We start from the raw sequence: 24,335 nt of genomic DNA, 5'->3' as shown, positions 1-24,335 counted from the left end.
TCATGAAGCACCGTTTAGCAACCCTAGGCCCCTTACTTGGGGCCCTTCTGGCATCACCCTATACCTGGGCCGCGCCCGGGGAAAATGGCTGCTACTGGGAGGATCCATGGATCGGCCCGGCCCAGGTGGTGTTCAATATCCCACCTACCCTGCATATTGCCCAAGACGCGCCAGTCGGCACCCTGATTGGTGGGGAAACCTTCCGCGACGAAGGCATACCCTCCTCCTACAGTATTTATATCTGCGACAACAAAAGTACAAATGGACCTATGGTGCGCATTACCTACAATGCCCATAACGTTGCGCCTTTGGCCACACTGGAGGGGGGGTTGCCGCGCATAGCACTGCCCTTCCCGGAGGAGACGATCATCCGTACGAGCATTCCGGGCGTAGGGGCCAGCATCAAGATGGAACGCTGGATAGGCACCGGCGCCAATGAGTACGAATTTCTGCTACAAGGGACGGAGGCTCGCGTCCCGTTTACCGCTACACGCCACCACTACAGCCTGGCACCTACGCGCGTCCCGTCGCACATTTATTACGTGTCCCTCGTGAAAACAGGAACGATAGCTGCGGGTATGCACAGCTTTGATCCCAGCTATGAAATCATTCGTGCCGACATCATGCAACCCTTGCCGGGCCTGGATACCGTATTGAACTTCAGGCTGTCGGGCGATCTGGTGTCTTCGGGGTGCGAGACCGCCACCGATCCGGTCACCCCAAACCCGGTGGACTTGGGCGAATTCGACGTCAAGGACTTTGAACAAGCCAACTCAGGCAGCACCCCAACACGCTTCGAACTGAACCTGGTGGACTGCCAGGCCCCCTCACAAAGTACGGTACCTCGTGTGCATGTCCAGATGGACCCTGACAACGGCTCAACGATCCTTGACGCTGCCAATGGGCTTTTCAGCACCGGCACTGGTAGCACCGGCAGCGGCGTGGCCTTTCAATTGCTGAAACAGGACGCCATTACTGCGATGCCGCTCAATGCCAAGGTGCCTATCATGGCCTTGCCCACCGGCAACCTGAAGGTGCCGTTCAACGTACGGATGGTCAAGCATACGGGTGCGGTGATTCCGGGGAAGCCCAAAGGTGCCTTGAGGTTTGTTGTGACGTACGAATAAGCGGATGAACGAAGGTCTGGCGGCTGCGCATGCGGCGGCCGGGCGTTTGTTCGAAGGCGTAGGAAGGGTGTAGCGCTCACGAAGGGGATGTACGGCGGGTAGGTAGGGTGGCAGCCCCACCAGCCACACCCCGGCACACGATGTTCCCGCCATGGCTGCTCCCTTCCGGGCCTGACCAGGTTAACGGGTAATCATTGCGAGGGGACCGATAGGGCCACCATAACGCACGCTCGGCCGGGTTGCCCGGTGAGCGGGGGCCATTGTACAGGCTTGGCAGCGGGATACAACTAATTGACGGAAAAAACTACTCAACTCAAGCGTTTAGCTGTGTTAGGGGTACAACCCATCATCGTTAGAGCCCGCACATTGTTGCGCTTGGCGAGCCATGCCACAGGTGCAGCAAAAAATAGGCCATTGTTTGCCGCGTTTTCCCTGACAAGGTTGCTAGGTATTCAGCGCCGTGTGCAGTTGATACCGTCCAGGCACTCGTTGACAGCTTGGAAGGAAGCCCTGATGAATATTCGACGCTTCACCTGTTTAACCGCAGCGGCTATCGCGCTGGCCTGTAATACCTATACGATGGCGGCACAGCAATCTAATACGCCTACGCCACGGGCCGAGCCCCTGTCAGGGAGTGTACGGATGCTGAACAGCGCAAACCGCAATTGTCAGTTGCCCGTAGAAGGCACCGGGCATTGGGCACTCAATCGTAGCTGCGATTATGGGGCTGACCAGGTTCTGGTAGAGGCAATGCCGTCACAAAGTACGCTGCTCATTAGCGGAGATGATTGCACTGAATCTGCTTTGATTTTCACTTCGCGATGGTGGGTGAAAATCCAGGCAACTAACCGATTAACGTCGAGTGCAAGCCTGCCTGTCTCAAACATCCTCAGCGAAGCCAGCAAGTGGATAGCCAATCCCTCCGATAACGTGTACATCGCGCCATACCTGAAAATCGTAGGCGCACAGATCAGGTCTCAATCATCCAGCACCATACAATGCGCTTTACTTCAGTTACCGGCCTTGCAGCGAGCAGACGTAATGAACCTGTCGCCTCGCCTTTGGGTAGAGTCCAAGAAAGATCAGAATGCCCAATGTGGGAATGGAATACTGATCGCTACCTACAACAAACGGGCAGGCGAATTTTCGTATCAATGCGCGGACCTACTGGACGACAGTGGAAAGATGTACACCTCATACGATGAATCCACTGTGTCAATGTCCCCGAATGACCCTCCTCGGTCGTGCCCTAATGGAAAGGTTGTAACAGGCCTTTACCTGAAAAACTCCTACAACGGGGAATTTTTCGAGGGCGCCACACTGACTTGCGCCTCTTTTCAAAACCCCTCAGGGACCGCTACGCTCGGCACCAGCGGCAGTGAGTCGTCTTCCCGCTGGATCCACTACAAAGAGCATTACAATACCTGCGAGCGTCCTGGCCACCCTGCTCCGGACTATCTATTAACGCCATCCAATGGCGTGATGACCGGGCTGGATGTGCAGTCTAAAGAAACCATGTGGTTTTGCGCGGAACTCACGCGCCGTTAGGTTTCATCGACTCAAGCGCTGCCAGGAGCTGTGCCTCATCCATCACCGCCACCCCCAGCTGCTGCGCCTTGGCCAGCTTCGACCCCGCCCCAGGCCCTGCCACCACGGTATGGGTCTTGGCGGACACGGAGCCGGACACCTTGGCACCCAAGGCTTCAAGCTTTTCCTTGGCGTCGTCCCGGCTCATGCTCTCTAGGGTGCCGGTGAGCACCCAGGTCTGCCCAGCCAGGGGCAAACCTTCCACGGTGCGTTTGGCGCTGCTCCAGTGCATGCCGAAGTCACGTAGTTGAGCCTCTACGGCTAAAGCCGCGTCACGCTGGGCAGGGTCGGCAAACCAGGTACGCAAGGCTTCAGCCGCGCGCTCGCTCACCGTCTGGCGCAGGTCCAACCAGTCGGCCTCGGCCAGGGCCTGGATGGAGCCGAAGCGTTCGGCCAGTTTTTGCGCAGCGCCGGGGCCTACATAAGGGATTTCCAGCCTGGCCACCAACCCGTCAAAGGTTGTGGCGGCAGCGTATTCGGCGTGCACTTCGCCTTGGTCCTGAGGCGCTACGCCCCGCTCCAGCAATTGCGCGATCACGGTGCGATTGTGGGCTTCCTCGAAGAAATGGCCAATCTCATAGGCCACTTCGTTGCCGATGTCCGGCAGGTAGGTAAGCACCAGCGGCAGCGCCTGGCCGATGCGTTCCAGGCTGCCTAAGGCGCGTGCCAGCACCTTGGCCGTCTCCTCCCCCACATCAGGAATACCCAAGGCGAAAATGAAGCGTGCCAGTGTAGGTTGGCGGCTGGCGTCGATGGCCGCGATCAGGTTACGGCTGGAGACTTCGGCAAAGCCTTCCAGCCCCAGCACGTGCTCCTGGGTGAGCTGGTAGAGGTCAGCCGGCGAATGCACCAGGCCAGCGTCCACCAGTTGCTCGACGATCTTGTCCCCCAGGCCGTCGATGTCCATGGCACGGCGGGAAACGAAGTGAATAATGGCCTGCTTGAGCTGCGCGGCACAGGCCAACCGGCCCACACACCGGTACACAGCGCCCTCGGTCACCGTCTGCTTGCCCCGGCTGCGCTTGATCAGCTGGGTACGTTCCACTTCGGAGCCACAGACCGGGCAGTGGGTAGGCACCTGCACGGGCACGGCGGTTTCAGGCCGGCGTTCCAACACCACCTGCATCACCTGAGGAATCACATCGCCGGCGCGGCGAATAATCACCGTATCGCCGATCATCACGCCCAGGCGTGCCACTTCGTCCATGTTGTGAAGGGTGGCATTGGCCACAGTGACGCCAGCCACTTTCACCGGCCTCAAGCGCGCTACCGGGGTTACCGCGCCCGTGCGCCCTACTTGGAATTCCACACCGAGCAATTCGGTAAGTTCTTCCATGGCTGGAAACTTGTGCGCGATTGCCCAGCGCGGTTCGCGGGAGCGGAACCCCAGCTCCCGCTGCGCGGCAATGTTATTGACCTTGAACACGACACCGTCGATTTCATAGGCCAGGCTGTTACGGCGCTCGCCAATGCTGTGGTAATACGCCAGGCATTCCTGGGGGCCGTGGGCCAGCTTCAGTTCACGGCTGATGGGCAAACCCCACTGCTGCAACTGCTGGAGGTTGCCGATATGGCTGTCGGCAATGTCATGGCTGGCCTGGCCGATGCCATAGCAGCAGAACTCCAGCGGGCGGCTGGCGGTGATGCGTGAATCCAATTGGCGAAGGCTGCCAGCTGCTGCGTTGCGGGGGTTGGCGAAGGTCTTGCCGCCCACCTCGGCCTGGGTCGCGTTCAAGCGCTCGAACCCGGCCTTGCTCATGAACACTTCGCCGCGTACTTCCAGCGTGGCTGGCCAACCAATGCCTTTGAGCTTGAGCGGAATGTTGCGTACCGTGCGCACGTTGGCGCTGATGTCTTCGCCCGTAGTGCCGTCGCCACGCGTGGCACCCCGCTGCAACTGGCCATCCACATACAGCAGGCTGACGGCCAAGCCATCGAGCTTGGGTTCGCAGCTGTACTCCACCGCCTTGCCTGGTGCAGCATCCAGCCCGTCGGTCACACGCCGGTCGAAATCCACCAGGTCGCCTTCGGCAAAGGCATTGCCCAGGCTGAGCATGGGGATTTCATGGCGTACCTGGCTAAAGGCTGTTTGCGCGCTGCCACCGACCCGCTGCGTGGGCGAGTCGACCGTAATAAGGGTAGGGTTATCCGCCTCCAATGCCTGGAGTTCCCGGAACAGCCTGTCATATTCCGCATCTGGCACACTGGGTTCGTCCAGCACGTAATAACGGTAGTTGTGCTCGTCGAGTTCGGCGCGCAGTTCAAGGATACGGGTATGGGCAGTGGTCATAAGCGTAGTCCGGCCTCGAACATCAGCGGTTCAAGGCGTTGTTGAATAGGGATTGAAACTAAAAAAGCCAGCCCGACTTCACGCCGGTACTGGCTTTTCAAACAGTGCAGCATTAACGCTTGTGGGTAAGCGCGCGGCGCTCGAACTCTGCGATACGCTGGCGGTAGTGCTCGATGGTCTGTGCCGTCAATACACTGCGCTGGTCATCTTTGAGTTCGCCATCCAGCTCTTGGGCAAGTTTGCGTGCAGCCGCCACCATAACCTCGAACGCAGGCTTGGGATGGCGCGGGCCAGGCATACCCAGGAAGAAGCTCACGGCGCGGGTGGTGAAGTGGTCGATGTCATCCAGGTCGAACACCCCTGGCTTGACCGCATTGGCCATGGAGAACAACACTTCCCCATTGCCTGCCATGCTTTCGTGGCGATGGAAGATGTCCATGTCACCGAAGCGCAAGCCGCTTTCCAGAATGTTCTGCAACAAGGCCGGGCCCCTGAAACCGTTGGGGTCGCGGGAAATCACGTTGATGACCAGCACTTCCTCTACCGGCGAAGCGTCTTCGACCAATGTATGCGCCTCTTCGGGGCCGAAATCCTCGCGGGCTGACAGGCGCGGCTCGTCCACCGCCAGTTCGGCAACGCGGGCGGTTTCCTGGCGCTTGCGACGGTTCGACGACCTGGCCGGTGCGGTCATGGACGGCAGGTCGGCCTCGTCCAGTTCGGGTTCCTGGTGGGTTTCCAGCACCCTGGGCGGGCCCAGTACTTCGGTTGGCCCCTCTTCATCCGGCAGGTTGGAAAAACTGCGGTCCAGCCTGAACTTGAGCTTGCCCTTGCCACCGCGCATGCGGCGCCAGCCATCGAAGAGAATGCCGGCAATCACGATGATGCCGATGACGATCAGCCACTCGCGCAAACCGATTTCCATGAAGTCCTGTGCCTCGAAAAAGATGTCAAAAATGAAATAGGGTGAAAAACCCTTTAAAACGTAGCCCCAAACCTATGTTCTGGTTGGCTTTTTGCCACGTACACAAAAATATGAACAATAAACTATCACGACCAAAGGCAACTTTACACCGTCCCGCGCATGTGTTTCACCGCAAGGGCGCAACACTTAGGCATCCACCATCGCCAACGCTTCTTCAACATCTACAGCCACCAGCCGGGAACAACCGGGTTCATGCATGGTAACCCCCATCAATTGATCGGCCATCTCCATGGCGATCTTGTTGTGGGTAATGTAGATAAATTGCACCGTGTGGGACATTTCCTTCACCAGCCGTGCGTAACGTCCTACGTTTGCGTCATCCAATGGTGCATCCACTTCGTCTAGCATGCAGAACGGTGCCGGGTTCAGCTGGAAAATCGAGAACACCAGCGCCAGGGCCGTCAATGCTTTTTCGCCGCCGGACAACAGGTGGATCGTGCTGTTTTTCTTGCCTGGTGGCCGGGCCATGATTGTGACCCCAGTATCGAGCAAATCTTCGCCGGTCAGTTCCAAATAAGCGCTGCCACCGCCGAACACTTTCGGGAACAGAGCCTGCAAGCCGCTGTTGATTTGGTCGAACGTGTCCTTGAAGCGGTTGCGGGTTTCCCGGTCGATCTTGCCGATCACGCTTTCCAACGTGGCCAGCGCTTCTTCCAGGTCTGCATTCTGGGCATCCAGGTAATGCTTGCGCTCGGACTGCTGGCGATACTCTTCGATGGCCGCCAGGTTGATGGCCCCCAGCCGGTTGATACGAGCGTCCAGCGCCTGCAACGATGCTTCGGCGCCTTGCTCACTGGCATCTGGCGCCAGGGTGAGCAGCACACCGTGCAGGTCATAACCATCCGCCGTCAGTTGCTCGTGCAACGCCTTGCGCCGAACGCTCAGGCCCTGCCACTCCAGCCGATGCTGCTCCATCTGCCCGCGCAGCAGTTGCGATTGCTGCTCAGCCTGGGTGCGGCGTTTTTCCGCTTCGCGCAGCTCACGGTCGGCGTCATCCAGAGCAGCGCGGGCCAGGCGCATGTCGTCGTCCACGGCCAGCCGTTGCTCCAGCAGCCCTTCGAGGGTGAGGCGAAAGTCCTCCAGCGGCGCCTCCCCCTCCTCCAGGTTCAGAAGCAGCTGCTCCTGACGCTCGGCCAGCCGTGCCGATTGCAGTTCCAGGCGTTCCAGGGCCTGGCGGGTGGACGTGTGCTGGGCACGCAATGACCCCAGGCGGAGCGCCAACTGATGGGCACTGTCCTTGTGCAGCCGTGCGGCCTGGCGCACGCGGTCCAGTTGTTCGCGCAAGGCGTCTCGCTGGGCGGCCAAGGTTTCACGCTGGCCGGTGTCCTCGGCCATGGCGTCCAGTGCCTCTTGCAGCAGCAGCCGGCACTCGCCAATGGCCTCGGTTTCCATGGCCCGCTGCTCGGCCAGCTCCAGGGTTTCTTCGTCCAACCGGCGCCGGCGCAGGGCCAACTGTTCGGCGCGGGCCTGGCTGGCCGAACGCTTGGCTTTCAATTCTCCCAGTTGCCGGGCTTCGTCCTGCAGCCGACGGCGTAACTGCTCCCGAGCCTGTTCACTGTGCTGCTGGCGCGCGCGCAGGTCCGCCAGTTGCTGCTCCACTTCAGCCTGGGTGGCTTCGGCGGCTTCCCGCGTGGCGTTGAGTGTGTCCAGTTCCTGCGCACGTGCCAGCACACCCCCTTGGGTGTCGCTGCCTCGGCTAACCCGGACAAAGTGCCGGCCCACCCAGTACCCGTCGCGGGTGGCCAGGCTTTCACCCGGTGCCAGCTGGCAACGTGCTGCCAAGGCCGCATCCAGAGTGTCCATGGGGCGTACCTGACCCAGCCAGGCAGAGAGGTCTACGGGCGTACTGACTTTATCCAGCAGGCTGCCTGCCAGTGCCGGGGCCTGTACCGGTTGCGCCAGGCGCAGGTCGCCACCGTCGAAGCGGCCCAGGTCGGCGGCCTTGAGGTCATCGAGCAGTACCGCATTCAGGTCCGCGCCCAGTACGGCCTCTACCGCCTGTTCCCAGCCGGGCGCCACACGAAGGCCTTCAGCCAGGCGCGGCCGTGCCTGCAAACCTTGCTCGCTCAGCCAGTCCGCCACGCCGCCCACCGGGTTGAGTGCTGCTTGCTGCAAAGCTTCCAGGGAGGCCAGCCGGCCACCCAGCCGTTGCAGCTCGCCCTGCCCGGCCTGCTGCTGCTGGCCCAAGGTGTGGAGGGTATCGCGCAGGGTGTCCAGCTGCTGGGTGTGCGACTGCTCTTCGCTGTGCAGGTCCTCGATCAGCAGCTCGGCCGAGGCCAGTTGTTCATTAAGCTCGACAATGGCCGCGTCTTCCGGGTCTGCAGCCAGGCTAGCCAGTTCTTCGGCCAAGCGGCGTTGGCGCTCGGCCAGCCGTTCCAGCAATTGCTCCAGCTGCTGCAAGCGGGCTTGCTGCACTTCGGCTTGCTGGCGGGGCTGGGCCGACCGCTGGTTGAACGCATCCCACTGTTCCTGCCACCCCTGCATGGCCGCTTCAGCGGCCTCCAGGGCAGCGGCGCTTTCTTCGGCCGCTGCCGCTGCTATGGCTTGCTCGGGCTCCAGCATGTCCAGCTCTTCGCCCAAGGTCGCCAGCAGGGTCTGATCATGGCCCAGGTGCGATTCGGTTTCCTGGCGGGCGCGCTCAGCCTCGCGTAGATCGTCCTGCAACTGACGCAAGCGCTGCTGGCCGTGCTGAATGCTCTGTTCGATACGCGCAATGTCACTGCCTACCGAATAGAACCGGGCCTGTACCTGGTTGAAGCGCTCAGACAGCTCATGGTGGCCATCGCGCAGGCGCTCGATGCTGGCATCGGCGTTGCGCTGGTCTGCCACCAGGGCTTCGAAACCGACTTCCTGCTCACCGATAATGCCTTCACGCTGTGCGACCTGTTCATCCAACGACCGCCAGCGAAGGGCCGACAGCTGCGCCTTGAGCTGGCGTTCCTCGGCCTTGTATTCCTGGTACTTCTCGGCGGCCTGGGCCTGGCGGTGCAGGCGTTCGAGCTGGCGCTCCAGCTCTTCTCGCAGGTCGGTCAGGCGTTCGAGGTTTTCCTGGGTACGGCGGATGCGCGTTTCGGTCTCCCGGCGGCGTTCCTTGTACTTGGAAATGCCGGCCGCTTCTTCGATGAAGTTGCGCAGCTCTTCGGGGCGCGCTTCGATCAGGCGGGAGATCATCCCCTGTTCGATGATGGAGTAGCTGCGCGCACCCAGGCCCGTGCCCAGGAAAATATCAGTGATGTCTCGACGGCGGCACTTGGTGCCATTGAGGTAATAGGTGTTCTGCCCGTCGCGGGTCACCTTGCGGCGGATGGAGATTTCGGCGTAGGCCGCGTACTCTCCGATCAGGGTGGTTTCGCTGTTGTCGAACACCAGTTCGATACTGGCCTGGCTTACCGGCTTGCGGCTGGTGGAGCCATTGAAAATCACGTCGGTCATGGACTCGCCGCGCAGGTTTTTCGCGGAGCTTTCGCCCATGACCCAGCGCACGGCATCGATGATATTGGACTTGCCACAGCCATTGGGCCCTACCACGGCTGCCATGTTGCTGGGGAAGTTGACCGTCGTGGGGTCTACGAAGGACTTAAAGCCCGCCAGGCGAATGCATTTAAGGCGCATGTCAGGGCTGACCCAGGGCGGCCAGCACCAGTTGGCAACTCAACTGGCCGTAGGCATCGAGTTGCTGCCGGATACCGGCGGTATCCCGTTGGCGAACCGCGGCCAGCAAGCCGTCGAACAACGCCAGGTAGTCAGCCATCACCGCCTTGCGCTGCTCCAGGGCCCGGTAGTAATTGCGGTTCATGGCCGGCTGCAGGTTTTCCACCGTTTCACGCAGGTAAGGGTTGTCGGCAAACCGGTAGGCTGCACGCATTACCGCAAAACTGTGGTCCACGAACGCCTGGATATCATCGGCCTGGGCGCTGCGTGCCAAGGCCTGGCGGAGCGCAGTGAACGGCGCCAGGTCTGCCTCGGTGCGCCAGCCCTGGGCAACGGCATTGCCCAGCAGGATGTACAGTTCAGCCATCAAGGTGCACAGGCTGCGCACGTGGTGGGCATCCAGGTCGCTGACGTGGGCACCCCGGCGCGGCAGAATCACCACCAGGTGGCGGCGCTCCAGGATCAACAATGCTTCACGAACCGAGCCACGGCTTACATCCAGCGCTTGAGTGACTTTCTGTTCCTGAATGCGTTCGCCCGGGCGAAGCTCGCCGCGGACAATGCGGTCGGCCAGGTGGCGGGCGATCTGCTCGGCGAGGCTGTCCGAGGCCTTGAACGTCATGATGGTCTCTAGGGGTCCGGTTGAGCGCAAGGGCGCGATTGTATAGCAAATGCACACGGGCCGGGCCTGCTACCCACAGGCAAAGGTGGCACGAAACCCGCTTGCGAAAGCCAACCGCTTTTAAAGCTGACTCATAGGTCAGAAAATATTTGACCTTTGGGCCTGCCCAACACACCCTTTGCCCATAACGGCAAAGGCCGGAACTGCCAGCGAGGCCGCCCTGTGATTCAGTTTCTGCTCAACCATACGCTGTGCACCGAACACCGCCTGGACCCTAACCTTACTGTGCTCGCCTACCTGCGCGAACACCGCAACATCCGTGGCACCAAGGAAGGCTGTGGCAGCGGCGACTGCGGCGCCTGTACCGTGGTGCTGGGCGAGCTGGCCCCTCACGCCGATGGCGCTCCCACCTTGCGCTACCGTAGTGTGAATGCCTGCCTTACCTTGGTGGCCAGCCTCCATGGCAAGCAGCTGATCACGGTGGAAGCCCTCAAGCAGCAAGGCCAACTCCACAGCGTTCAACAGGCTATGGTGGACTGCCATGGGTCCCAATGCGGGTTCTGCACGCCTGGCTTTGTGATGAGCCTGTTCGCGCTGCAAAAGAACCGCCCTGGGGCCGATACCCCCGCCATCCAGGAAGCCCTGGGCGGGAACCTGTGCCGATGTACCGGCTACCGCCCCATTGTGCAGGCCGGGCTCCAGGCCTGCGCCGAGCCCGTGGCGGACCGTTTCGATGCCCTTGAGGCCCAAACCCTTGCCCAACTGCAGGGCATTGCCCAGCAAGGCCTGGCGGAACTGGACAATGGCAGCGCCCATTGCCTGATCCCCACTACAGTCGACGAACTGGCCACCGCCTATGTTCAAGCCCCCGCAGCACGCCTGTTTGCCGGCAGCACCGACCTGGCCCTGGAAGTGACCCAGTTGCACAAGCCACTGGGCGCCATGATCTACCTGGGCCACGTGGCTGAATTGCGGGGTGTGACCGTCAACGAACAGGTGATCGACATCGGTGCGGCGACCCCACTGACCGATTGCTACACGGCCCTGGCCGAGGACTACCCGGACTTTGGCGCCTTGTTGCACCGTTTTGCATCACTGCAGGTACGCAATCAGGGCACGCTGGGCGGCAATATCGGCAATGCCTCCCCGATCGGCGACTGCCCGCCCCTGCTACTAGCACTAGGAGCTTCGCTGGTACTTCGCCAAGGCGCTGTGCAACGCACGCTTCCGTTGGAAGACTTCTATCTGGACTACCGCATCACCGCCCGCCAGCCCGGCGAGTTCATCGAGCGCGTGCATGTGCCCAGGCCGCTGCCGGGTGAACAGTTCAAGGCCTATAAAGTCGCCAAGCGGCTGGATGATGACATTTCTGCGGTGTGCGCGGCCTTCAGCCTTACCCTTGATCAAGGCCGCGTCGCCGGTATCCGAATCGCCTATGGCGGCATGGCGGCTGTTCCCAAACGGGCGCAGGCCTGCGAATCGGCCCTGCTGGGCAGGCCCTGGACCACGGCAACCGTAGAACACGCTTGCCAGGCCCTGGCCGACGACTTCACCCCGCTGAGCGACATGCGCGCCAGCCGGGCGTACCGCTTGCTGGTTGCACAGAACCTGTTACGCAAGTGCCTGCTGGAAACTCTTACACCAGAACTCAACCTCCGGGTGGCCGCTCATGTCTAGTTCCCATGCCCCGCACAGATCACCCGAGGCCCTGGCCGAAGCCTTTCGCCAAGGCATGACCACAGGTGTGGGCCGCAGCGTGCGCCATGAAAGTGCTGAAAAGCATGTGAGCGGCGAAGCCCAGTACATTGATGACCGGCTGGAATTCCCCAACCAGTTGCATGTGTATGCACGCTTGTCCGACCGCGCCCACGCCCGCTTGATCAGCGTAGATACCACACCCTGCCTGGCCGTGCCTGGCGTGCGCCTGGTGATCACGCATGAAGACCTCCCGGCTCTGAAAGACATCGGCCCCCTGGTGCCAGGCGACCCTCTGCTGGCCATCGACACGGTGGAATACGTGGGCCAGCCGATCCTGGCCGTGGCGGCGTGCGACCTGGAAACCGCACGGCGCGCGGCCCAGCTGGCCGTGATCGAATACGAAGAACTGGAACCGGTACTGGATGTAGTAGAAGCCCTGCGCAAACGCCATTTTGTGCTGGACAGTCACACTCACCAGCGGGGTGACAGCGCCACGGCATTGGCCAAAGCGCCGCACCGCCTGCAGGGCACGTTGCACATCGGCGGCCAGGAGCATTTCTACCTGGAAACCCAGGTGGCTTCGGTAATGCCCGGCGAAGACGGCAGCATGCTGGTGTATTCCTCCACCCAGAACCCCACGGAAGTGCAGAAGCTGGTGGCTGAAGTACTGGGCGTGGCCATGAACAAGGTGGTGGTGGACATGCGCCGCATGGGTGGCGGCTTTGGTGGCAAGGAGACACAAGCCGCTGGCCCGGCCTGCCTGTGCGCAATCATCGCGCGGCTGACCGGCCAGCCCACCAAGATGCGGCTGCTGCGGGGCGATGACATGGCCATGACCGGCAAGCGCCACCCGTTTTACGTGGAATACGACGTGGGCTTTGACGACCGTGGCCGTTTGCACGGCATCGCCCTGGACCTGGCCGGCAACTGCGGGTATTCACCCGACCTGTCTGCCTCCATCGTAGACCGCGCCATGTTCCATGCCGACAACGCCTATTACCTGGGCGACGCCACTATCAACGGCCACCGCTGCAAGACCAACACCGCGTCCAACACCGCCTACCGCGGCTTTGGCGGGCCCCAAGGTATGGTGGCCATTGAAGAGGTGATGGAGCGCATTGCCCGCCACCTTCACCTGGACCCATTGGCCGTGCGCAAGGCCAACTACTACGGCAAGACGGACCGCAACATCACCCATTACTACCAGACCGTAGAGCACAACCTGTTGGAGGAGATGACCGCCGAACTGGAGGCCAGCTGCGACTATGCCCAACGCCGCGAGGCCATCAAGGCGTTCAATGCCAGCAGCCCTGTGCTGAAAAAAGGGTTAGCGCTCACGCCGGTAAAATTTGGTATCTCGTTTACCGCCAGCTTTCTCAATCAGGCCGGTGCCCTGCTCCATATCTATACCGACGGCAGCCTGCAACTGAACCATGGCGGCACCGAAATGGGCCAGGGCTTGAACACCAAAGTGGCCCAGGTGGTGGCCGAAGTGTTCCAGGTGGACATCAGCCGTATCGAGATCACGGCCACCCACACCGGCAAGGTGCCCAACACCTCACCCACGGCTGCGTCCAGCGGGGCTGACCTCAACGGCAAGGCCGCCCAGAATGCCGCCCTCACCTTGCGCCAGCGCCTAGTGGCCTTCGCTGCCAGCCATTGGCGCGTGAGCGAGGAAGACGTGGTATTCAGCAACGGCCTGGTACAAGTCCGTGAGCAGATCATCACGTTCGAAGCGCTGATCCAGCTGGCGTATTTCAACCAGGTGTCACTCTCTAGCACCGGCTTTTACAAAACGCCGAAAATCTTCTATGACCGTTCTCAGGCCAAGGGCCGTCCCTTCTACTACTACGCCTTTGGGGCAGCCTGCAGCGAAGTGCTGGTGGACGTGCTGACGGGCGAATACCGCTTCACCCGAGTGGACATTCTTCATGACGTAGGCGCCTCGCTTAATCCCGCCATCGACATTGGCCAAGTGGAAGGCGGGTTTATCCAAGGCCTGGGCTGGCTCACCTGCGAAGAACTGGTGTGGAACGACAAGGGCCGCCTGCTCACCAACGGCCCGGCCACCTACAAGATCCCGACCGTGGCAGACACGCCCGAGGTGTTCAATGTGCGCCTGGTGGAGAACCGCAAGAACCCTGAAGACACGGTGTTTCACTCCAAGGCCGTGGGCGAGCCGCCGTTCATGCTGGGCATCAGCGCCTGGTGCGCCCTCAAGGATGCCGTGGCCAGCCTGGCCGACTACCGTGTACACCCGCTGCTGGACGCCCCTGCCACCCCTGAACGCGTGCTGATGGCCTGCCAGCAGGTACGTGAGGCCACGGCCACGGCAGTGCCCGTTCAACAGCCCGAGGAAGCGTGCCCATGAGCGACTGGATAGGCGCACTGGCCCAGCATCACGCGGCGGGCGAACCCTGCGTGCTGGTGACCCTGATCGAAGAGCGCGGCTCTACGCCGCGCAACGCCGGGGCGAAAATGGTGGTCACGCCTCAGGAAGCCTTTGACACCATTGGCGGCGGCAACCTGGAATTCAAGGCACTGGCCATCGCACGAGAACTGCTGGCCAGCGGCCAGCGCCAATCGCGCCTGGAGCGGTTCAGCCTGGGCGCCAGCCTGGGCCAGTGCTGCGGGGGCGCAGCTGTGGTGCTGTTCGAACCCTTGGGGCAGCCCCAGGCCCATATCACGGTATTCGGCGCAGGTCATGTGGGGCGCGCGCTGGTGCCGTTGCTGGCCAGCCTGCCCTGCCGCGTGCGCTGGGTGGATGCCAGGGCCCAGGAATTCCCCGTTGCGTTGCCCGCCGGTGTGGAGGCTATCGTCAACGATGACCCGGTCGAAGAAGTGGATCACCTGCGCCCCGGCAGCTACTGCCTGGTGATGACCCATGACCACCAACTGGACCTGGCCTTGAGCGAGGCCATCCTGCGCCGTGGCGATACCCAGTGGTTTGGCCTGATCGGCTCGAAAACCAAGCGCGCCCGCTTTGAACACCGCCTGCGCGACCGGGGCCTGGCCGCTGAAGCCTTGGCGCGTATGCGGTGCCCGGTGGGCCTGGACGCTGTGAAGGGTAAACTGCCCATGGAAATCGCCGTGTCCATCGCGGCCGAAATCATTTCTCTCTACAACGCACGCTTCGGCGAAGCCAGCCAGGGCGGGGAAACCTTCACTCGCCTGGTGTCGCCGTCCCGGCGTCATTCATCGCTATGACAGAGCCCTACATGAACACAACCCGAAAAGCCTACCGCGCCAGCCTGCTGCACAGCTTGGGCGACCCAGCAGACCTGGGTATCGATGCCTCTTACCAGTACATCAGCGACGGCGTGCTGGTGGTCGAAGATGGCCATATTGCCGCCATGGGCGAGGCGGCCGTGCTATTGCCTACCCTAGGCGCGGACACGCCGGTCGAGCATTTCAAGGACGCCCTGATCACGCCGGGCTTTGTGGATACCCACATCCACTTGCCGCAAACCGGCATGATCGGGGCTTACGGCGCACAGCTGCTGGATTGGCTCAATACCTACACCTTCCCGTGCGAACGTCAGTTTGCTGACAAGGCCCATGCCGATGACGTGGCGGCCCGCTTCGTGGCTGAATTGCTGCGCAACGGCACTACCACGGCGCTGGTGTTCGGCAGCGTTCACCCCGAATCCGTCGACGCCCTGTTCGAAGTGTGCGAACGCCACAACTTGCGCATGATCGCCGGCAAGGTGATGATGGACCGTAATGCGCCGGATTATCTTACCGACACCGTACAAACAGGCTATGAGCAGAGCAAGGCGTTGATCGAGCGCTGGCATGGCAAGGGCCGCTTGCAGTACGCCGTCACACCGCGCTTTGCCCCTACCAGCACCCCGGAGCAATTGACCGCGGCCGGGCGCCTGCTGGCTGAACACGAAGGCGTGTACCTGCACACGCACCTCAGCGAAAACCAACAGGAAATCGAGTGGGTCAAGGCACTGTTCCCTGAGCAGGAAGGCTACCTGGACGTGTATGACCACTATGGTTTGCTGGGGGAGCGGTCGGTCTTCGCCCATGGCGTGCACCTGTGCGAAGACGAATGCGCGCGGCTGGCACAGACCGGCTCGGCCATTGCGTTCTGCCCCACCTCCAACCTGTTTTTGGGCAGCGGTTTGTTCAACCTGCCCATGGCCGAACGGCATAACATCAAGGTGGGGTTGGGCACCGATGTAGGGGCCGGCACCAGCTTTTCGATCCTGCAGACCCTTAACGAGGCGTACAAGGTGATGCAGTTGCAGGGTGCCCGTCTGCACCCCTTCAAATCCTTGTATCTGGCCACCTTAGGCGGTGCGCGGGCATTGTCCCTCGGTGACCGGGTCGGACGCTTGGCCCCCGGCTATGAAGCAGATTTTCTGGTACTGGACCTCAAGGCGACGCCGCTGCTCAGCTACCGCCTGGCCCAATGCCGCGACATCGCAGAAACCCTGTTCGTGCTGATGACCCTGGGCGACGACCGCGTGGTGCAGCACACCTTCGCAGCGGGCCACCGGGTGCACAGCCGCTGAGCACAACATTGCGCCCCCACGGCGATTTGCGCATGCCGTGGGCAGGCGGATAATCCCCCCTTTTTCAAGCGACCTGCACCTTGCCCATGAACCTGGAAACCTGGCTTCTCTTCGCGACCGCTGCCTTTGTGGTGATTGTCATCCCTGGGCCCCTGTCGCTGCTGATGGTGAGCAACAGCCTCACCTTGGGCATCCGGCGCGCGTGGCCGGCTTTCATCGGTGGCGTAAGCGCGTCATTGTGCCTGCTGTGTGCATCGGCGCTGGGGCTGGGCGCACTGTTGGCTGCGTCCGCTACTTGGTTTGGGTTACTGAAACTGGGAGGTGCGCTGTATCTGTTTTACCTGGCCTGGATGAGCTGGGGTCAGGCACGACGGCCTGCGGTGGTGGCCACTGTGCCTGTGGCACTGCACGGGGGGAACGCAGCCCTGTTTGGCCGTGCGTTTGCCTTGGGCGCGAGCAACCCAAAGGACATCCTGTTTTTCGCAGCCTTTTTGCCGCAGTTCATCACTAGCACCGAACCGCTGTTGCCGCAGCTGTCGGTCATGGCGCTGACCTGGGCGGTACTGGACCTGTGCTGCAAGCTGGGCTATGGCCTGTTGGCGCGCAGCGCAGGCACCTACCTGCGCAGTGGTCGTGGCCAGCAATGGTTCAACCGCGCCAGCGCTGCATTGTTTGCCAGCGCTGGCACGGCCGCCTTGCTCGGGCAGCGTTAAGCGCCCTTGTTTCTAGCTTAGAAATCGGCCAAACGTTGCAAGGCTACCTGCCCGTGCATTGTGCTCCCGTCCAGGCGCAACGTCGCCACCAGCCTTATCAACCTGCCTTCAGCCATCGCTAGCTCCAATGCCGTGGCCTGGGGCTCACTGATGTGTTGACGCCAGTACGTGGTCCAGCCATTGGACAGCACCTGATGCCCTCCTTCGGACGCGATCTCTATGACCTGCGACTCGCTGACCTGCAAGGCGACCAGGTACACCTGGTTGGTAGAGGGCTGGCGATATTGAGCGAAATGACCGGCACGGTGATCGAGTATGAGCCCGTAACGGGTCAGCATATCGTCAATCACGTTCGCGGCGTGGTGACGCATGCGCACGCTGCCAACGGCCGCGACCAACCCTTGGGTGTACTGTTCCACGGGCCGCAGGTAAAGCACCGTCGGCGCTGACGCGGGCGCATCGGCGACCAGCGGCAACCGCCATCCCCCAGGGCTTGTCGTTAGGGTTGGACGCTGCGCAGTCAACAACGTCAAAGGGTCGGCGAGCCTGCCCAGTGTGTGGCTCTCGCGCATCCAGCTCGACAGGGTGTGTTCAAAGTGTAGCAACCGGGCGGCATCGCTACCCTCGGCAGCCAAGAAGGTAGCGTGAGCGACGTTCAAAGCGCTTTGCCGGGTAAGCCCTGGCCTGGCGCGGCTTACCTGACGGTCCAAAGGGGCTATGAACAATTGTCGGCGCACGGTCCACCGATTGCTTTCACGTGCGATCAGCCAGGGCTGTTCGCCAAATCGCTCGCGAACACAGCGCTCCAAGGCCTCGAATGTTAGCGGCGATGGCAAGTGATTTGGCCTGGACAGCAGCAGCAATGCATCCTCGCTTGCAGGGTAAACCGGTAACAAACGGCCGTTGACCTGGACACCCTCAACCGCAGCCTGACCTTGTGTGCGGTACAGCCTGGACCCCTGCACGGTTTCGATGTCCTGCACGCCGAGCGGTCGTGTCGCATGGCGCCAGTTACGCCCCCGCACCGGCTGTGCCGGTGTACCTGATCCTAGAATCACGCGCTCCCAGATCAATGCGGCCGGGCGTGTAGCCTGGGTTTGTATGCCACCGAGCAAGGTATCGAAATGCCCCTGGTACCTGGCCCGACGCAAGGTAGCGGCCATCTGGGGATCCGGCAGCCTGGCGATAATCATGTCCATCCAGGCGTCGCTAAGCAGATTGACGTCATTCATCCCCTGAATGGACACCACACCCTGGGTGTCCACCTGCAGTAGCACATGGATGCGGGCATGGCCGTCGCGGCGGAAAATGCACACGTGGCGCCCTGGGAGCGAGCGGCTGAACAACACCTGGTAGCCCCGATGGGTAATGATGTCCGCCAACGCAGCCTGCAACTGCGACCCGTCTCCTGACAATTGTGCGTTGCGCAATGCCGTATGTTCTGCCGCGTCCAACTGCCAGCGCAATTGAGAAAACTGCTCCGATCCAGCACGAACTGTCAACGAGTGCTGGACCGTATTGAGACGTTGCACGGTCAGGAAACGCAGCGGGTCGGCGTGCGGGTCGGCTACAAAGCGCTCAAGGGCCTGTAGGCGAGCATGGGTCAGGCCGTCCGTTGTCGTGTCGGCGCTGCGATATACCGCTTCACCCAGCGCCTGGCGGCTGTCTGCGGCAAGGCCGGGAAAACGTTCGGCCAGCCGCTGCTGAAAGGTTTGGGTATAGCCACCCAGCACCTCAGGCGGGTCGATGGCGGAGTCGCCCAGGCGTACACGAATCGGCCCTTCACCCCGGCTGATCAAGTCGTCAAGGTCCCGCAGGCTGCGGGGCGGCGCACCCACCGGGGTGATAAAACGCTCCTGTCTACGCATGGCACCTTCTATGACAGGGTAGTACTGGCCCTGTATACGTACCGCAGGCCGCCTCTGGGTGCTGCCCTGGAACATGACAGTAACGCCCCCCCCTTCTACGCCTGGGATAACGTGATCGCTCCGGGTAAGGTTCCAACGCACACGTTCCCAGCCCTGGGCAGGCGGCACCGCAGTGGGAGCAGCGCCTGGGCCGCGGCGAAATTCCAATGCCCAGGCTGGCGGTGTGCCATCAATGAGGTAAGCGTGGGCGAACTCGCTGGCGCGCGTTTCACTGAAGAAATTGTAATCTGCCAGCACGCTGCGGCCTCGTCGTAGCGCAGCCGCGCGGCTCGTGCCTGCGAAGGGGGCATGTCGGCTACGCGGTCCCCAGGATGCGAACACCTCTTCAGCCTCGGTCAATTTACCGCCACCGCCACGCAATCCAGTATCGGCATGGATCACCCAACGTTCACCTTCACGGCGTACGGGTGCCTGATAACGCCGGGTAACCGTTGCCTTCAGGCGTAGGGTTTCTTCTTCCGCTCGGCGGTATACGGCATAGGCTCGGCCGTCCTGCCAGATGTATTGTTCACCGTTGAGCAACCAGGTCCCGGTGTCTCGCCCTTCCAGGGCGACAGCGCCGCGCAACCGCAGCGGTGCCTGGTAACCTGCGAAGGCCTCCCGGCCTGCCTCCAACCCGGAGCGGAGTTTGACGTGTGCGCGGACCGCATGGCGCAACCTTGCCAAGCCGCCGGCAACCGGCAACGCGCCTAGCAGTACGTCCACGATGCCACCGGCAACACCCAACAAGGCCCAACTAAAGGCTTCAGGGTCTTGCTGACGCCAGCCTGCGGCTACGGCGTGAGCGCTTTCATAAATGTTTTGAAGGCCGATCAGCGTGCCCACACCTGGCAAAATCGCCAACGCTGCACGCAGGTACCCCAGGTATTGATGATGCCCGGCCAAATTGCGCGCTTTTAGAATATCCAGCTGGCTACGCCCCTCCTCGCTGGCGCGTGCCAGCAACCAGGCGCGTCGGTCGTGCAATTGCACAGCCACCAAGGTTTGAGCCAGGCTGGCGGGCGCGCTCAGATACCCGCCGTAACCATGCTGTGCGGCCTGACGGAACCACGACAGCCGCTGCGCCGGGTCGCCGCCCAAGCGTTTGGCCACGTAAGTGGCCATGTCGTCACGTGTGCGAATAGCATCGCGCAGGGTGTCCAGAGCATCGGCCAGCGTGTCACGCTCCAGCAGCGAGAACCCGCCAGGCGCCCCAGGCATACACAGCAGGGTGCGACCGCCCTCGCCCGCGACCAAGGCACAACAGCCTTCGATATTGCGGCCGATCGGCTCACCTGGTTGCACCACCAGCCAATGCACCCTCACCCCCAAGGCGGCCAGCCGCCCGGGATCGTGTTCGGCCGCCGCGCTGTGGAGCAGTTTCAGCCCCCCCTCACTCAAACGCCCCTGCCAATGGGCGGTGAGGCCCTGCAAGCGTAATTCGAGTTCGTAAGGGCGCCTTAAACGCTCCGGCGCGTCGCTCAGCGCAGGGTCCAGCAGGCGTTGCAACAGTGTTTTGTACTGCTTGAGGGGGTCCAGTGCAGGCAACGTACGGACTAGGTAGCTGGCGGAGAGCCCCGGCACCCGCCACTGCGCCTGCTTCAGCCGTTCGGTTTCCGCTTCGTCGCGGGCATCCAGGTTTTCCGTGGCCAGTTGTTCAAGGCTGGCCTGTTCCCACGCCTGGCTGGGTACCCACTGCATCCCGGTAGGGACGTCATGGGGCTCGACAGCGGCGCCCCACGTGCCTTCGGGCGAGGGTTCAAGAATGCTACCCGGGCCGAACCAGTGGTAAGTGACACTCACCGGGCGCTCCAGCACCGGCTCGCGTGGGTCCAGCGTCAGCCCCAGGTCTTGTTGAATTCGCTCAGCCAGCAAGCGGCCCGCAAAGTTCGGGAACGGCGGGATGTTTTCGCTCAGCCAGTGTTCAAGGCGCGACGCAGCCTCATGGTAGGCCTGAAGCTCTGCGGCAAAGCGCTGCCGGTCAGTGCTGTCCCGTGCCAACAGCCAAGTGGGCAAATGCTCCACCAAGGCATCGGCTTGCCATTGTCGCTCTACCGTGGCCAATGCCTGATTACGGGTAGTGTCCAAAGGCACCGCCAAACCGGCTCGGGCTTCATCTGTCACGCGCTCCAGCGCTTGCGCGGCAGTCAGCTCAGGCCAGGGCGTTTGCCCGGATTCGACAGCACGAAGCCGCTCTACCCAATGGTCGACCATAGCGTGAACGACAGCGCTCAAGCCGCCCGCCATAGGCACAAGCTTCAAGCCGCTGTCATCACCCACCACGTCTGGCATGCGCTCTGACCATACGGAAAGCACCGGCGCTTCAAGCGTGAATGCCAAGCGGCTGCACAGCGTAGCTGCGTCTTCAAAATGGGCCAGGCCACCCCCTTCGCCCTGTACCCAGAGCCACAGCGGCAGGGTGCGAAGGTTGCCAGCCCAGGCATGTTCATCGGTCAACACCCAGGCGCCGGGCAGGCGTGCGCCGTTCCACTCGATCGCCAGGTACTGCAGCGTGCCTGCCGCAAGCCCGGCGGTGAGGCTTTGCAGCGCCGTCTCGGGTAGCTGCCGTTCTTCGGCCTGCAGGGCCGCTTCAGCCATCAAGGCGTCCTGGATCAACTTTTGCACAGTCAGCAGCTGGTCTTCCAGGTAGGCCGAACTCAGTTCCCCAGCCAGCAGGCCATGGAGTTGCTGCCACGCCAGCTGACGCTGCTGTCGAATCGCTTGGTAAGGCGCGAGCACATCAGACGCTGGCGCTTCATCCCCAAAGCGGGCGAGCAAGCGCTCGCAATGGCGCGCATGCTGGGTTTCCAACCATTGCTTGGGGTAGCCCTGAGGCAGGTTCCCCAGCGCGATCAGCGCCTCATAAGCCCGCCCCTGGAAGTGCAACGCCTCTGTCAGCGCGGCCTGCCAGGCTTCTGGCTCAGCCTCTATGCGGTCACGCTGAGCTGACAGCTCGGGGGGCAGGGTCAGGTACCAGTCGTCTTGGCCCTGAGCGTGGCCCTTCAGGGCATCGGCAACCTTATTGAGCCATGTAACGGGCCAGTGCGAAGCTGCCTCACCGGCCGCCAGGCACGCCTGGGCGTCTTGCTGTGCCAGCGGCGGCGCGCCGTCGTCGTAAGGGGTAACGGGGCTTTCAAGTAGATCATCCAAAGCATGCATGCTTGCGGCTCCTTCCAGTGGGAAGCCGCAGTGTGCTTACCGCGAAAAAGCACGCGTGGTAGATATCTACCTTCAGCTCCCGCGGTAGGTGGAATAACTGTAGGGGGACAGCAACAGGGGCACATGGTAATGCGCCTGGGTAGCGTCTATACCAAACCGCAGCACCACTTCGTCCAGAAACGCCGGTGTTGTCAGCGCTACGCCTTGCGCGCGGTAATAGGCACCGGCCTGGAAGTGCAGCTGATAGATACCGCTGGTGTAAGTCGCGCCGTCCAGCAGAGGCTGGTCGCAGCGCCCGTCCGCATTGGTGGTGGCGCTGGCCAGCCAGGTTAACTGGCCCTCATCCACGCGGTAGAGCGTAATGTCGATGCCGCTGCCAGGGCAGCCTCTGCTAGCGTCCAATACATGTGTGGTCAAACGCCCCATGAAAGGCTCCTGTATCAACCAAATGCACCACGCGGGTGCGGTTTAGGCAATTGCCATTTCAGTGGCACACCTGTTGCGCGGAAACGAGAAAATCTGACCACGCAGGCAAGTTTCTTGCAACGCTTTTATGGCCGAGGCAGGATACAAAACACCGGCCTGCCCGTGCTGATAAAGGCCCCCTTTTTCAAACGCTCGCCAGAAGGAGCTTTGCCGTGAGCGCCAGCTACCCCCGCAACCTCGTCGGCTATGGCGAGCACCCGCCTCACCCCCAGTGGCCTGGCCAGGCGCGCATTGCCTTGTCATTCGTGCTCAACTACGAAGAAGGTGGCGAACGCAACGTGCTCCATGGAGACAAGGAAAGCGAAGCCTTCCTCTCTGAAATGGTGGCGGCGCAGCCTTTGCAAGGCGTACGCAACCTGAGCATGGAGTCCTTGTATGAATACGGCAGCCGTGCCGGTGTGTGGCGCATTCTTCGGCTGTTCCGGCAACAAGGCATTCCCTTGACCGTGTTCGCCGTGGCCATGGCCGCCCAGCGGCACCCGGAGGTGATCCGCGCCATGGTGGCCGCCGGTCACGAGATCTGCAGCCATGGCTACCGCTGGGTCGACTACCAATACATGGACGAAGCCCAGGAGCGTGAGCACCTGCACAAGGCCATCGAGGTGCTGACCCAACTGACCGGAGAGCGCCCGCTGGGCTGGTACACCGGCCGTACCGGGCCCAACACCCGCCGCCTGGTGATGGAGGAAGGGGGGTTTCTGTATGACTCGGACACCTACGACGACGACCTGCCCTATTGGGAACCTGTCACACCTACAGGCAAGCCGCACCTGGTGATTCCCTATACGCTGGACACTAACGACATGCGGTTTACTCAGGTACAAGGCTTCAATAACGGCGACCAGTTCTATCACTACCTGAAGGACGCCTTCGACGTGCTATACGAAGAAGGTGCCGAGGCCCCAAAAATGCTATCGATAGGGCTGCACTGCCGACTGATTGGCCGCCCTGCCCGCCTGGCTGCACTGCGGCGTTTCATTGAGTATGCCAAAGGCCATGACCGGGTGTGGTTCGCACGCCGCGTCGACATCGCCCGCCACTGGCATGCCACCTACCCTTTCCAGCCTCAGGCCACCCCATGATCGATATTGCCGCCCTTGACCGCGAACAGTTCATTGCGACGTTTGCCGACCTGTATGAGCACTCGCCCTGGGTCGCCATCGACACCTGGGACCGGCTGGGCGGGCAGCACTTGGATAGCCTGGACGCGTTGCACACCGCCCTGAGCGAAACCTTGCTGGCCGCCGAGCGCGACCGCCAACTGGCGTTGATCAACGCACACCCGGACCTTGCCGGGAAAGCCGCCGTCGCTGGTGAGTTGACCGCGGCGAGCACGGCCGAACAGGCGGGCGCTGGCATACATCTGTGTACGCCCGAGGAGTTCGCCCGCTTCACCGAACTCAACAGCGCCTACAAGGCACGCTTCGGCTTCCCGTTTATCATGGCGGTGAAGGGCAGTGACCGGCACCAGATCCTGGCCGCGTTCGAAACCCGGATTCACCACACCCCAGCGCAGGAGTTCAACTGCGCACTGGGCGAAATCAACAAGATTGCCCGCTTCCGCCTTCACGCCCTTTAACCGCTCAAGGC

General features: G+C 62.0%; 15 protein-coding genes and 1 other RNA gene. 9 read left to right on the top strand and 7 right to left on the bottom strand.

Annotated features, from left to right (window positions below):
- Positions 1 to 2 precede the first annotated feature (2 nt).
- Entirely contained in the window at positions 3 to 1,127 is a 1,125-nt protein-coding gene (locus ACSAMW_RS20680) for a fimbrial protein (protein WP_500591860.1), read from the top strand.
- Positions 1,128 to 1,241: 114 nt separating this feature from the next.
- Here ACSAMW_RS20680 and ffs read toward each other — a convergent pair.
- An RNA gene (ffs, locus tag ACSAMW_RS20675) (signal recognition particle sRNA small type) lies at positions 1,242 to 1,338 on the bottom strand.
- A gap of 302 nt (positions 1,339 to 1,640) precedes the next feature.
- Here ffs and ACSAMW_RS20670 point away from each other — a divergent pair.
- The gene (locus ACSAMW_RS20670; RefSeq protein WP_500591859.1) at positions 1,641 to 2,675 is read left to right on the top strand and encodes a hypothetical protein; all 1,035 of its coding nucleotides are present in this window, start codon (positions 1,641 to 1,643) and stop codon (positions 2,673 to 2,675) included.
- Here ACSAMW_RS20670 and ligA read toward each other — a convergent pair.
- From ligA to ACSAMW_RS20650, 4 genes are all read right to left on the bottom strand, one after another.
- Positions 2,662 to 5,004, bottom strand: coding sequence for an NAD-dependent DNA ligase LigA (gene ligA, locus ACSAMW_RS20665; RefSeq protein ID WP_500591858.1), 2,343 nt, complete (start codon positions 5,002 to 5,004; stop codon positions 2,662 to 2,664). The genes ACSAMW_RS20670 and ligA overlap by 14 nt on opposite strands.
- A 112-nt stretch (positions 5,005 to 5,116) precedes the next feature.
- A complete protein-coding gene (zipA, locus tag ACSAMW_RS20660) occupies positions 5,117 to 5,926 on the bottom strand; it encodes a cell division protein ZipA (RefSeq protein ID WP_500591857.1) in 810 nt (269 codons plus the stop codon).
- A gap of 186 nt (positions 5,927 to 6,112) precedes the next feature.
- Positions 6,113 to 9,598, bottom strand: a complete 3,486-nt coding sequence (gene smc / locus ACSAMW_RS20655) for a chromosome segregation protein SMC (protein WP_500591856.1) — start codon at positions 9,596 to 9,598, stop codon at positions 6,113 to 6,115.
- Position 9,599: 1 nt separating this feature from the next.
- Positions 9,600 to 10,259 (bottom strand): GntR family transcriptional regulator, encoded by a 660-nt coding sequence (locus tag ACSAMW_RS20650; protein ID WP_500591855.1) that lies wholly within the window; start codon positions 10,257 to 10,259, stop codon positions 9,600 to 9,602.
- A 222-nt stretch (positions 10,260 to 10,481) separates the two neighbouring features.
- Between ACSAMW_RS20650 and xdhA the strand changes: the two genes are divergently transcribed.
- The 5 genes from xdhA (at position 10,482) to ACSAMW_RS20625 (ending at position 17,193) form a co-directional block, all read left to right on the top strand.
- Entirely contained in the window at positions 10,482 to 11,936 is a 1,455-nt protein-coding gene (xdhA, locus tag ACSAMW_RS20645) for a xanthine dehydrogenase small subunit (RefSeq protein ID WP_500591854.1), read from the top strand.
- Positions 11,929 to 14,328, top strand: coding sequence for a xanthine dehydrogenase molybdopterin binding subunit (gene xdhB / locus ACSAMW_RS20640; RefSeq protein ID WP_500591853.1), 2,400 nt, complete (start codon positions 11,929 to 11,931; stop codon positions 14,326 to 14,328). Before xdhA ends, xdhB begins: the two co-directional genes overlap by 8 nt.
- A complete protein-coding gene (gene xdhC, locus ACSAMW_RS20635; RefSeq protein ID WP_500591852.1) occupies positions 14,325 to 15,164 on the top strand; it encodes a xanthine dehydrogenase accessory protein XdhC in 840 nt (279 codons plus the stop codon). Before xdhB ends, xdhC begins: the two co-directional genes overlap by 4 nt.
- An 11-nt stretch (positions 15,165 to 15,175) precedes the next feature.
- Positions 15,176 to 16,480: a guanine deaminase gene (guaD, locus tag ACSAMW_RS20630; RefSeq protein WP_500591851.1), complete on the top strand. Its 1,305-nt coding sequence runs from the start codon at positions 15,176 to 15,178 to the stop codon at positions 16,478 to 16,480.
- Positions 16,481 to 16,566: 86 nt separating this feature from the next.
- Complete coding sequence (locus ACSAMW_RS20625; RefSeq protein WP_500591850.1) at positions 16,567 to 17,193, top strand: LysE family translocator; 627 nt, start codon at positions 16,567 to 16,569, stop codon at positions 17,191 to 17,193.
- Between the two features lie 17 nt (positions 17,194 to 17,210).
- On the opposite strand, the gene ACSAMW_RS20620 is transcribed toward ACSAMW_RS20625, so the two are convergent.
- Positions 17,211 to 22,259: a dermonecrotic toxin domain-containing protein gene (locus ACSAMW_RS20620; RefSeq protein WP_500591849.1), complete on the bottom strand. Its 5,049-nt coding sequence runs from the start codon at positions 22,257 to 22,259 to the stop codon at positions 17,211 to 17,213.
- Positions 22,260 to 22,331: 72 nt separating this feature from the next.
- The gene (gene uraH / locus ACSAMW_RS20615) at positions 22,332 to 22,685 is read right to left on the bottom strand and encodes a hydroxyisourate hydrolase (RefSeq protein ID WP_500591848.1); all 354 of its coding nucleotides are present in this window, start codon (positions 22,683 to 22,685) and stop codon (positions 22,332 to 22,334) included.
- A 212-nt stretch (positions 22,686 to 22,897) separates the two neighbouring features.
- Between uraH and puuE the strand changes: the two genes are divergently transcribed.
- Together puuE and uraD are read left to right on the top strand one after the other, a co-directional pair.
- Positions 22,898 to 23,827: an allantoinase PuuE gene (gene puuE, locus ACSAMW_RS20610; protein ID WP_500591847.1), complete on the top strand. Its 930-nt coding sequence runs from the start codon at positions 22,898 to 22,900 to the stop codon at positions 23,825 to 23,827.
- On the top strand, positions 23,824 to 24,324 hold the full coding sequence (uraD, locus tag ACSAMW_RS20605) for a 2-oxo-4-hydroxy-4-carboxy-5-ureidoimidazoline decarboxylase (RefSeq protein WP_500591846.1): 501 nt from the start codon (positions 23,824 to 23,826) through the stop codon (positions 24,322 to 24,324). Before puuE ends, uraD begins: the two co-directional genes overlap by 4 nt.
- The last annotated feature ends 11 nt before the right edge of the window (positions 24,325 to 24,335 follow it).

Source organism: Pseudomonas sp. AB39(2026) (genome assembly GCF_059831485.1).
Note: the sequence above shows the minus strand (reverse complement) of the source record. Positions and strands in the feature narration are given on the sequence as shown.

Excerpts from the sequence above, each read along its gene's own strand:
- guaD (WP_500591851.1), top strand. The coding sequence starts at position 15,176 with ATGAACACAACCCGAAAAGCCTACCGCGCCAGCCTGCTGCACAGCTTG.
- ligA (WP_500591858.1), bottom strand. The coding sequence starts at position 5,004 with ATGACCACTGCCCATACCCGTATCCTTGAACTGCGCGCCGAACTCGAC.
- uraD (WP_500591846.1), top strand. The coding sequence starts at position 23,824 with ATGATCGATATTGCCGCCCTTGACCGCGAACAGTTCATTGCGACGTTT.
- xdhC (WP_500591852.1), top strand. The coding sequence starts at position 14,325 with ATGAGCGACTGGATAGGCGCACTGGCCCAGCATCACGCGGCGGGCGAA.
- ACSAMW_RS20620 (WP_500591849.1), bottom strand. The coding sequence starts at position 22,259 with ATGCATGCTTTGGATGATCTACTTGAAAGCCCCGTTACCCCTTACGAC.
- zipA (WP_500591857.1), bottom strand. The coding sequence starts at position 5,926 with ATGGAAATCGGTTTGCGCGAGTGGCTGATCGTCATCGGCATCATCGTG.
- ACSAMW_RS20650 (WP_500591855.1), bottom strand. The coding sequence starts at position 10,259 with ATGACGTTCAAGGCCTCGGACAGCCTCGCCGAGCAGATCGCCCGCCAC.
- ACSAMW_RS20625 (WP_500591850.1), top strand. The coding sequence starts at position 16,567 with ATGAACCTGGAAACCTGGCTTCTCTTCGCGACCGCTGCCTTTGTGGTG.
- smc (WP_500591856.1), bottom strand. The coding sequence starts at position 9,598 with ATGCGCCTTAAATGCATTCGCCTGGCGGGCTTTAAGTCCTTCGTAGAC.
- xdhB (WP_500591853.1), top strand. The coding sequence starts at position 11,929 with ATGTCTAGTTCCCATGCCCCGCACAGATCACCCGAGGCCCTGGCCGAA.
- ACSAMW_RS20680 (WP_500591860.1), top strand. The coding sequence starts at position 3 with ATGAAGCACCGTTTAGCAACCCTAGGCCCCTTACTTGGGGCCCTTCTG.
- ACSAMW_RS20670 (WP_500591859.1), top strand. The coding sequence starts at position 1,641 with ATGAATATTCGACGCTTCACCTGTTTAACCGCAGCGGCTATCGCGCTG.
- uraH (WP_500591848.1), bottom strand. The coding sequence starts at position 22,685 with ATGGGGCGTTTGACCACACATGTATTGGACGCTAGCAGAGGCTGCCCT.